General features: G+C 60.5%; 8 protein-coding genes and 1 pseudogene. All 9 read left to right on the top strand.

Annotation, left to right across the window (positions count from 1 at the left end; genetic code table 11):
* Window positions 1-69: 69 nt before the first annotated feature.
* Window positions 70-2,844, top strand: a complete 2,775-nt coding sequence (locus JJ889_RS15815) for a TonB-dependent siderophore receptor (RefSeq protein WP_291896855.1) — start codon at window positions 70-72, stop codon at window positions 2,842-2,844.
* Between the two features lie 56 nt (window positions 2,845-2,900).
* Entirely contained in the window at window positions 2,901-4,379 is a 1,479-nt protein-coding gene (yfcC, locus tag JJ889_RS15820; protein WP_291896857.1) for a putative basic amino acid antiporter YfcC, read from the top strand.
* Complete coding sequence (locus JJ889_RS15825; RefSeq protein WP_291896859.1) at window positions 4,379-5,659, top strand: cyanophycinase; 1,281 nt, start codon at window positions 4,379-4,381, stop codon at window positions 5,657-5,659. Before yfcC ends, JJ889_RS15825 begins: the two co-directional genes overlap by 1 nt.
* Window positions 5,652-6,536: an isoaspartyl peptidase/L-asparaginase family protein gene (locus JJ889_RS15830; protein WP_291896860.1), complete on the top strand. Its 885-nt coding sequence runs from the start codon at window positions 5,652-5,654 to the stop codon at window positions 6,534-6,536. Before JJ889_RS15825 ends, JJ889_RS15830 begins: the two co-directional genes overlap by 8 nt.
* A gap of 69 nt (window positions 6,537-6,605) precedes the next feature.
* A pseudogene (locus tag JJ889_RS15935) lies at window positions 6,606-7,300 on the top strand (IS6 family transposase).
* A 283-nt stretch (window positions 7,301-7,583) separates the two neighbouring features.
* A complete protein-coding gene (locus tag JJ889_RS15845; RefSeq protein ID WP_291896865.1) occupies window positions 7,584-8,420 on the top strand; it encodes an NAD(P)H-binding protein in 837 nt (278 codons plus the stop codon).
* An 89-nt stretch (window positions 8,421-8,509) separates the two neighbouring features.
* The gene (locus JJ889_RS15850; protein ID WP_291896868.1) at window positions 8,510-9,013 is read left to right on the top strand and encodes an anthrone oxygenase family protein; all 504 of its coding nucleotides are present in this window, start codon (window positions 8,510-8,512) and stop codon (window positions 9,011-9,013) included.
* Window positions 9,014-9,119: 106 nt separating this feature from the next.
* Entirely contained in the window at window positions 9,120-10,139 is a 1,020-nt protein-coding gene (locus tag JJ889_RS15855; RefSeq protein WP_291896871.1) for an AraC family transcriptional regulator, read from the top strand.
* 92 nt (window positions 10,140-10,231) lie between these two features.
* On the top strand, window positions 10,232-10,888 hold a 657-nt coding region (locus JJ889_RS15860), incomplete at its 3' end, for an IS6 family transposase (RefSeq protein ID WP_291896874.1).

The raw sequence follows: 10,888 nt of genomic DNA on the forward strand, positions 1-10,888 counted from the left end.
CCGTTCCGGCTTGCATCTATCGGTTTGCAATCAGGGGAGGCGAACACGTGTTCGCCGGGAGACTAGTTTATGAAAATCCAAGTTTTGAAGTCGACGACGGCGCTCGTTGCGAGCCTGACGTTTGTCGCAAGTGCGGCGGCCCAGGAAGCTGAATCCACACAGGAATCCATCACCGTAACCGGTACGCGCATCGAGGGGCTCGACCTCGAGGGTGGCGTCCAAGCGGTGCAGATTGATCGCGAGGCGATCGAGGAATCCGGTGCCAATTCGGTCATCGATCTCATGCGTGACCTGACCATTACCGGCGGTGGTTCCGGTACGTTTTCGACCTCGACGGCCGGTCCGCTGTCGTCTGACACGCCGGTCGGTGCGGGTGGTGTTTCCCTGCGTGGTCTCGGTACCAGCGCCACACTGACCCTGATCAATGGCCGTCGCGCCACGATCAGTGCCTTTGCCCGCGGCCAGGAGAGTTTCATCGACGTCAACTCCATCCCGCTGGCAGCGATCGAGCGGGTGGAAGTCCTGCCGAACGGCGCGTCAGCCACCTATGGCGCGGATGCTGTTGCAGGTGTAGTGAACTATGTCCTGCGTGATGATTATGAAGGCCAGGAAATCTCCGTTTCCTACGGTAATTCCAGCGCCGACACCGACGAAGGCCGTTTCAATATCAACGGAATCTGGGGCCGTCAGTATGGCGATCACTCCGTCATGGCTGTCGTCGACTATTACCGCCGCAACGCGCTGTTTGATCGCGATCGCGAGATTTCCCGCAACTCCATTCGTCCGAGCCAGCAGGGCATCTATCCCAGCTTCAACGACCTCTTCTTCATGTTCTACGACCAGACCGAAGAGCCGGGTGAGGGCGGTTGTGCGGCCGATGATTTCGGCTTCGGCAATTTCGGTGAGTTCTGTGAGGTCAATACCAACGCCTTTGTTTCCACCCAGGACGAGCTGGAAAGCTGGGGCGGCCTGTTCACGCACCGCTACCAGATGAGCGATCTTGTCGAGTGGTTCAACGAGCTGACCTATCAGACCTCGACGGCACGCGGTACGGGCTCCCCGTCCAACTTCTCCCGCGCACCGATTGATCCGGAAAACCCGAACTGGCCAACCGCGCTGATCGACGACATGGTCGCCGAGGGCGCTGTGCCGGGATTTGACTGGTATTACGGATATCCGATCTTTGCCTGGGGCAAGCTGCTGGACCCGCGCGCTGTCGAAGTGGAGTCGGAGACCCTGCGCTATGTCACCGGTTTTGACATCGAGCTGGAGAATGGCTGGAACGTCGAAACCTCGCTGCTCTACGGCCGCAATGAGCGGACCCAGCGTGGCCTTAGCGGTCTGGTGAATTCCGAAAATTTCTACAATGCCCTGCTGGGAAATCTGTGTTCCGACGGATCCACGGCGCGGCGCTGGGATGTCGACCTGACCCGCCCGACGGCTGATTACTTCGGCGATACCTGTGAGGACGATGGCCGCACGACGCTCTGGTACAATCCGTTTGGTGGCCAGGCCAACCAGCCGGCCGGTCTGCGCGAACTGCTGGAAACCACGGCCGAGCGCCGCGGTGAGAGCCAGCTCTTCGCCTTTGACGCCATCGGCTCGGGCGAGCTGTTCGAATTCAACGGCAATGCAGTCCAGGCTGCTTTCGGTGTCGAATTCCGCAAGGAAGAACTCGAAGACACCCCGTCCGGTGACGCGGTCGCTACGCTGGACAACCCGGAACCGATCCTCGGTTTCTCCTCGACCTCGGCCACGGGCGAGCGCAGCCAGTGGGCCGTGTTCGGCGAGCTCTACATCCCGGTCACTTCGACCTTTGATGTTCAACTGGCTGGTCGTTACGACGAATACGACGACTTCGGCGGTGACTTTAATCCGAAGATCGCCTTCCGCTGGCAGCCCGCTGACAGCCTGATTTTCCGCGGCAACTGGTCGACCTCCTTCCGCGCACCGTCGCTGGCGCAGAGTGGGGCTGGTGTGCTTCTCTCCAGCTATCGTGTCGACTGTGTCGAGACGCCGGGTGCGTGTGATGGCGATGCGGCCGCTGACGGTGAATCCCTGTTGTCGGAAGATGTCGGCAATCCGAATCTCGGCGCTGAGAATGCCGAGACCTGGGGTGTTGGCACGCTCTTCCGTCCGTCGGAGAACATCGAGATCAACTTGGATTACTGGAATATCCGCCACGAAGACCTGGTGGGTATCGACGAGGATGATTTCATCCGTCGCGCCCTGGCCGGTGATTTCCCGGTTGTTGCTCCGGGTGCCCTGGCCACCGGTGTTGCCGGTCTGGAAATCCAGAACGGTTTCGTGACCGATGCGCACTTCCAGATCACCAATCTGGGCTATCAGCAGACCAGCGGTATCGACTTCAACTACACCCAGTATTTCCAGATGCCGAGCGGCGCCGAACTGGCCCTGTTGTTCGATGTCACACACCTGCTGGAGTATAAGCGTCAGGCCTCTGACAACGCGCCGGTCGAAGCCTTGGCCGGTGATTTCCGCTATCCGGAAACACTCGCCAATCTGCGTCTGCGCTGGACGCAGGACCAGTGGCGTGCGTCCATCGGTGCCAACCACACCAGCTCCTATATGGATGATCCGACCCCGCGTGTTCTGGCGGCCGCCGGTCTGCCGGATGGTGCGGAGGTGAATGTCGACAGCTGGACGGTGTTCGACGCCAATTTCAGCTATGACTATTCCGAGAATGGCTTCATCCAGCTCAACATCCAGAATATCCTGGATTGCGAGCCGCCGCGTGTTCTCGGCTCCAGTGCCAATGTTGACCACATCAATCATGACACGATGGGTCGCTTCATGACGCTGCGCGTGACGCAGTCCTTCTAGGGATGATCGACGGGCGGCGGCCTGGCTGCCGCCCGCTTCGATACGAGGATTGATACATGTCGGATGACAAACAGACATCGCCGGGCGGTGGGCTGAATGCCTATCTCATCCTGTTGATCGTGGGGGTTCTGGCCTATCTCGCGACCTGGCTCGTGCCCTCCGGGGCGTTCGAGACCATAGTCGGGGAGAGCGGTCGAACGCAGATCGTTCCGGGCAGTTTTGCCCTGGCCAATGAGGGGGCTCCCATGGGCGCGCCCCTGTTCGGTGATGCCGAACGTGCCGGATTTCTCTCCTTCATGTTCGAGGGGCTGATTTCCGGCGATCGCCACTCCGCGACGATCGGCCTGATGGCCTTCATCCTGATCATCGGCGGTACGTTCGGGGTCATCCTTGATACCGGTGCGCTGGACCGTGTGCTCACGGGCACGCTGAAGCGCGCTGAAAATGGCAATGGTCTGCTCATTCCGGGCCTGTTCATCGCCTTCTCCCTCGCCGGCGCCGTGTTTGGCATGAGCGAGGAAGCCATCGTCTTTACATTGCTGGTCGCCCCGCCGCTGGTGCGTTCAGGTTATGACAGCATCACAGCCATTCTGGTCACCTATGCGGCGACCCAGATCGGGTTTGCCACCAGCTGGATGAACCCGTTCAGCGTGCTGGTGGCGCAGGGCATCGCTGAGGTGCCGGTCATGTCCGGTCTCATGCTGCGTGTGGTCATGTGGTCGGCTTTCACCAGTATCGGTGCTTTCTGGGTCTATCGATATGCCGTCCGGGTCCGCCGGACACCGGAATCCTCCCTCGCTTTTGCCAATGATGCCCGGCTGCGCGAAGAGGGTGCAGAGCAACAAACCCTGGAGAGCGCCTGCGTGGGCGACCTGGTCGTGCTGGCATTGACGGCGCTGGGCGTCATCTGGGTCGCCTGGGGTGTCTCTACCCAGGGCTATTACCTGGCCGAGATTTCCGCGCAATTCTTTGCCCTCGCCCTTGTGGCAGGCACCGCGGGCGTGCTGTTCAAGCTCAATGGAAAGAGTGCCGGCGATCTCGCCTCCGCCTTTGCCGATGGCGCGGCACGCCTGGCGCCGGCGGCGCTGATCATCGGTTTTGCCAAGGGTGTGATCCTGCTTCTGGGCGGAGATGATCCCTCGGGTGCGAGCGTGTTCAACACCATCCTCTTCCAGCTCAGCGGTTTCGCCGAAGCCCTACCGGACTGGGGATCGGCGCTGGGCATGCTGGGTGTTCAGAGCGTGATCAACATCTTTGTTGTGTCCGGCTCCGGGCAGGCGGCCTTGACCATGCCATTGATGGCACCGCTGGCAGACCTTTCCGGAGTGTCGCGCCAGACGGCGGTACTGGCCTTCCAGCTGGGCGATGGATTGATGAACCTGGTCGTTCCGGCCTCGGCCGCCCTGATGGGCTCGCTGGCGGCGGCGCGACTGGACTGGACGATCTGGGTGCGTTTCGCCTGGAAACCCCTGCTGGGTCTGTATGCCCTCGCAGCGGCTTTTGTGACCCTTGCCCAACTGATCGGATATAGCTGATGTTTAGAACATTGATCCGTGCCGCCTTTGCTGCGGCACTGCTGGGCCTGCCCGCAAGTGCGCAGGCACAGGGGCGCCTGGTGATCGTGGGTGGCGGCCTTCAGGACGATAATGCCCAGGTTTATGGGGCCTTTCTCGAGGCTGTGAACACGCGAGCGGAGGCCCGCATTGCCGTCATTGTCGGCGCGTCGGGTTCCCCCGCCACGTCCGGCGGGCGCATGGCCGAGGTGTTCGCAGCGCACGGATTTGATGCCGACCTGGTCGATCTGGTCCGGCTGGCCGTGATGGATGACCGGGACACACCTGCCGACGAGTCGCGCTGGGACCGGGGAGCCTGGTCCGACGAACAGATCGCGGTCATCGAGGCGGCGGATGCGATCTGGTTCACCGGCGGTGACCAGATGCGCCTGACCCGTCTCCTGCTGCAAGATGACGGCACGGACACGCCCATGCTCACAGCGATCCGTCAGCGTCATGCCCAGGGCGCGACACTGGGGGGAACCAGTGCCGGCGCCGCCATCATGAGCGCCCGCATGATCCAGCGCGGCGACACGCTGACCACGCTGGTGGAGCCGGTCCTGGACGCACACGCCTCCGAGGACGAGATGGAGAGCGGACGCCTGTCGCTGGGACAGGGTCTGGGCTTTTTCCCGCTGGGCCTCGTGGACCAGCATTTCGAAGAACGCGCCAGGCTTGGCCGACTGGCCCGCGCGTTGGTCGAAACCGGTGCTGCCCAGGGGTTTGGTATCGATGAAGACACGGCCCTGGTTGTGGATCCAGCCAGTTCCGCCTTCTGGATTGCCGGTGCCGGTGGTGTCAGCTGGGTGGATGCATCGGATGCCCACTCGGGCGAGACATCCGGACGGTTCGGTGTTGAAGGCCTGCGGGTGTCCTATCTGAGTGCGGGTGACCGGGTGGACTGGGATGCAGGTCGGGTATCCATCCCGGACTACAAATCAGCCACCGTGGGCAATGAGTATTTCCGGACACCTGTCGCGTCAGGCGGAGGCATGGCCTTGCCACCGGCCGGTCTTCCGGAAGTGGCAGGCGAGGGCCTGGTCGACAATTCCGCTTCCAGCGCGGTGGAGCGGGTGTCCTTTGCGGCAGATGGCCGGGCGGTGATCTATCGTTTCAGCCAGACCGCCGACAGCCAGGGTTATTGGGGCCGCGACAGCGAAGGGGAGGCGCGATACAGCATTCTTCGTGTCGGTCTCGATATTCTTCCTGCCCATGTGGCAGTATCCGTGATCTCCAGTGAGCAGGGCCAGGCGAATGACTGAGAACAACACATATGCATTCGCGCTGCATGGCGGAGCGGGCGTAACTCCGGGGCGGGATTACTCCGATGCCGAGGCGCATATGCGCGAACTGGCCCTGGGTTGTGAGCGTGACCTTCGGGCCGGTGCTGCGGCGCTGGATATTGTGACCCGGGCGGTCGAGGAGATGGAGACGTGCGGTCTCTATGTGGCCGGGCGCGGATCTGCTCCCAATGATGTCGGTTATGTCGAGCTGGATGCCTCGATCATGGACGGGGCAACCCGGCAAGGTGGATCGATCGCCGCAGCGCGTGATGTCATGCTGCCCATCCGCGCAGCCCGGGCCGTCATGGAAAAATCCGAACATGTCATGCTGACAGCTCGCGGTGCAGAACGTTTCTGTCGCCAGCACGGGCTGGAATTTGTCGCCGATCCGGACAGCTATTACCGGCTGCCGGTCGGTGTGGTCGAGGAAGACCTGGCCACAGCCAATCGGGCCCACGGCACGGTTGGCGCGGTGGCCCTTGACCTGCAGGGCCGGCTGGCAGCGGCGACATCGACCGGCGGTATCTTCGGCAAGTCCGAGGGGCGCCTCGGCGACACACCCATTATCGGTGCCGGTACCTGGGCGGACGAGAATGTCGCCGTGTCCTGTACCGGGTTAGGTGAGGCTTTCATCCTGGCCGGAGGTGCCCAGGATGTGGCGTCGCGCGTGCGCTATGGATCCCAGCCGCTGGACGAGGCGGTCGAGGGTCTGATCGCGGATGTCGGTGCTCGCGACGGGGATGGCGGGGTTATTGCCGTGGACCGGGAGGGTCGTGTTTCCATGCGCTGGAACTCATTTGGTATGAAGCGCGCTTGGGGCGGGGCGGGGCACATTCCGACAGTAGCTGTTTTTTGAGGGGCTCGCCGGGCGTTGTCAGAGGAACTTGGCCTTGAGCGCAAGGTAGCGGTTTCGTAGCCTCCGCGGATGCATGATCCGTTCAAATATTTCAAGACGCCGCCCGAGATCATCCGCCTTGCGGTGATGATGTATGTCCGCTTTCCACTCTCGCTACGGAACGTCGAAGATTTGCTCCACGAACGCGGCATCGATATCACCCACGAGACGGTTCGCTTTTGGTGGAACCGGTTCGGACCGCTGTTCGCAAAGTCGATCCGCAAGCGTCGCGTTCGGGAGGGGTACTACTCGAATTGGGCTTGGCACCTCGACGAGGTTTTGTCCGGATAAACGGCGAGCTCCGCTATCTCTGGCGGGCCGTCGATCATGAGGGTGAAGTGCTCGAGGCGTTCGTCACCAAACGCCGGGATCGCAAGGCGGCGCTAAGATTTTTACGAAAAGCGATGAAGCGATATGGTCGACCTGAACAGGTGATCACGGATAAGCTGCCATCCTACAAATCCGCTTTCCGCGAGATTGGAAACGCCAGCCGCCAGGAGACGGGGAGGTGGCTCAACAACAGGGCTGAAAACTCACATCAGCCCTTGCGGCGACGAGAGAAAGCAATGACCCGGTTCAGGTCGATGCAGGGTCTTCAGAAGTTCGCCGCCGTCCAGTCTTTCATCCACAACCACTTCAATCGCGAACGCAATTTCCACCGCCGTGAAGAATTCAAGGAAAACCGTACTCAAGCCCTCGCCGAATGGCGTCAACTTGTGGCTTGAGATAGGTTCAAACTCGGTCCTTTGAGACCGATCCGTTTTAGTCTGACACCACCCCGCAACCCGCAATGATCAGAAATCACCCAAATCAAACCTTGCAGAACAGGGGCCGTCCACACATGACATCGCCGCTACTCAGACTTGGGTTTTCAGTCTCCGTCCCGACAACAATGATCCTCGCGCCACAAACTGGCGCGTTCGGTCAAAACTCTGTCGCGCGTTGGCAAGAGGGCTGCGCGGCTAATCCCTAAACATGAGCTTGCAACCCGCACACAGGAGCAAGTCCATGACCACCACAAGCAATACCACGCTCGTCCTTGGCGGCACCGGCAAGACCGGTCGCCGTGTTGTTGAAGGTCTCAAAGCCAAAGGCCACGCGGTTCGCGTGGGTTCTCGGTCGAACGTGCCGTCCTTTGATTGGGACAATGAAAAAAGCTGGGACGCCTGCCTGGAAGGAATCACCGCGGCCTATGTCACCTATGCTCCGGACCTCGCCATCCCCGGTGCCACCGATGCGATCGAAGCGTTTTGTCGCAAGGCCAAGGCGGCGGCGGTCAAGCGTCTGGTCCTTTTGTCCGGCCGCGGTGAAGAAGAGGCGCAGGCCTGTGAACGGATCGTCCAGGCTTCGGGCCTGGAATGGACGATCGTGCGAGCCAGCTGGTTTAACCAGAACTTCTCCGAAGGCGCTTTCATCAACATGGTACTGAACGGCGCGATCACGCTTCCCGCAGGCGACACGCCCGAGCCGTTCGTCGATGTCGATGACATTGCGGAGATTGCCGTCGCCGCCTTCACCGAGGACCGTCATGTGGGCGAGATCTACGAGGTCACCGGTCCCCGCTTGATGAGTTTTGCGGATATCGCGTCGGATCTGTCGGACGCAACGGGTCGTGAGATCGCCTATATCGATATCCCTCACGCCGATTTCGTCGACGAAATCTCCAAATCCGGCGCCCCGAAAGACGTCGCCTGGATGTTGGATTATCTTTTCGCCACAGTGCTTGACGGGCGCAATGCGCATCTGACCGACGGCGTACGACGTGCGCTCGGACGTCCGCCGAAGGATTTCGCCGATTATGCCCGCGACGTTGTTGCGAAGGGCGTCTGGAACGAGGTGGCCTGATCTGACGGCTACTGCACCGGCCGTCGCGATCGGTCCTGTCTCCAAAATAGCGGCGGCCACCCTCTCTCTCTGATCAAAGGAACACGACCATGACTTATGACTGGATCCTCTTCGCCATCCTCTTCCTGGCACTGTGGAGCGCCATCATCGCAGGCGTCTTCTCCGCCTTTTCCGAATTCATTATGTCGGGGCTTTTGCGCTCGGAGCCCGCCGCGGGCATCGAAGCCATGCAGCAAATCAACCGCACCGTTATCAAGACGCAGTTCGTTGCCGGAATACTGTTGATCCCATTTATTTCCGTCGCGCTCGCGATCTACGCTCTGCCAGCATTCCACGGCACTGCACGGGCCATGCTGATCGCCGCGCCGATCGTGTACGTCACCACCGTTTTCTTGATGACGCTGTTCGGGAATGTCCCGATGAACAATAAGCTCGCTTCCCTCGATCCGCATGACGCCGATGCCGAAACCTACTGGCGCGATTACGGACGCAAATGGACACGACTAAACCACCTCCGGTCGGTGGGGAGCATTGTCACCGCAGGCCTTTACGGCGCCGCCGCTATCGCCCTCGTTGCCAGCGGACAAGTCTGATCCCTTGGCCATCTCTCCGCCTTCCCCCAACAACCGACAGGTCCGATTCCGGCATACAATGCCGATCGGGCCTCGTCGCTTATGCGAGGGACGCATTCGCAAAACGATGCGCTGGGGCTATGTTACCCACATGGGGCAAATCACGTCGCTATATGTCTACAGAGTCGTCAGCGAGGCTAGTCCGGGGGTAGAAACGCGCGACCTCGTTGAAGGCCTGGGGTTGAATCCCGACGGGCCGATCGATCCGTCCCAGATGGTCTCTTCGCCGGACTATTATCGTTTCTTTGCCGACCTCGAGGCGCGCGATCCCGACGGTTTGAATCTGCCCCTTCGTATCGGGGCCTCCATGCAAACCGACGAATACGGAGCCTTCGGTTTGGCCTGGAAGTCTGCGCCCGACCTCCGTGGGTCTTACAATCGCGCAGAGCGCTATGCCCGGGTTTTGTCGAGCGTTGAGGTCTACGAGCTGGAGCCAACCGACGGCGGGGCATACTACAAACTCCTCAAAGAAGGTGATGGCAGCCGAGGTATGCAGCTTTCCAACGAGGCCAGTCTGTCTGCGGTCACAGAGATCAGCGATCAGATCAGTAGAGCCGAGTTCACACCTGACGCGATTTTCTTCAAGCATGCGCCGCGCGGTCCGGTTGAGGCCTATGAGGCGCATTTCGGCTGCCCCGTGCATTTTGAAGACGAGCGCGATGCGCTGCTGGTCAGCGAAGCGCTGCTCTCTGCGCCCAACAAGCTCGGTGATGCGACGATCGCCCAATTCTTCGACCGGCACTTGGAGCAGGAACTCGCGGCCATTGCTGACAGCGTCTCACTCGATCAGCGAGTCCGCATCGCCGTGGCCAAGGCGCTGAGCGAAGGTGTCCCGCCTGTCTCCGATATCGCCTCCAGCCTGGGGATGAGCGCCCGCACGCTCCAGCGCCGGCTGTCGGATCAGGGGTATTCCTTCCAGGTCGTGGTGGACTTGGCGCGGAAGGATCTGGCGCAGAAGCTCTTGACTGAAACAGACTACAGCTTGGCTGAAATCGCCTTCCTGACCGGCTTTTCCGAGCAAAGCGGCTTCACCCGCGCCTTCAAACGCTGGGCGGGGCAGACGCCGCGCTCCTATCGGCTCGGATAGGTTTTGCCTGAAGATTGGCGCCTGGCGTCAAAGTGGCAGTGTCAGAGGAACTTCGGCTTGAGAGTGGAGCGCCAGTTTCCTAGCGTCGCGCGATGCTTAATCCGTTCAAATATTTCAAGACTTCGCCCGAGATCATTCGCTTGGCCGTGATGATGTATGTCCGTTTTCCGCTGTCGCTCCGGAACGTCAAGGATCTGCTCCACGAGCGCGGCATCGATATTACGCATGAAACAGTGAGATTTTGGTGGAACCGGTTCGGTCCACTCTTCGCGAAGTCGATCCGGAAGCAGCGCGTCCAGAACACAAACTACTCAAACTGGACCTGGTATCTCGACGAGGTTTTCGTGAAGATAAACGGTGAGCTTCACTACCTGTGGCGCTCTGTAGATCACGAAGGTGAAGTGCTCGAAGCGTATGTCACCAAACGACGAAATCGCAAGGCAGCGCTGAAGTTTCTGCGCAAAGCGATGAGGCGTTACGGTCGACCCGAGATGATCGTCACCGATAAACTTCCGTCCCACAAGTCCGCGTTTCGCGAGCTTGGTGTGAGCCATCGGCAGGAGACCGGGAGGTGGCTCAACAACAGGGCCGAAAACTCACATCAACCCTTGCGGCGGCGAGAAAAAACAATGACGCGGTTCAGGTCGATGCGAAGTCTTCAAAAGTTCGCCGCCGTCCAATCCTCTGTTCTCAACCACTTCAATCTCGAACGCCATTTCTACCGGCGTGAAGAATTCAAGGAAAGCCGC

This window comes from Maricaulis sp. (genome assembly GCF_017643475.1).
In the GTDB taxonomy this organism is placed as follows: domain Bacteria; phylum Pseudomonadota; class Alphaproteobacteria; order Caulobacterales; family Maricaulaceae; genus Maricaulis.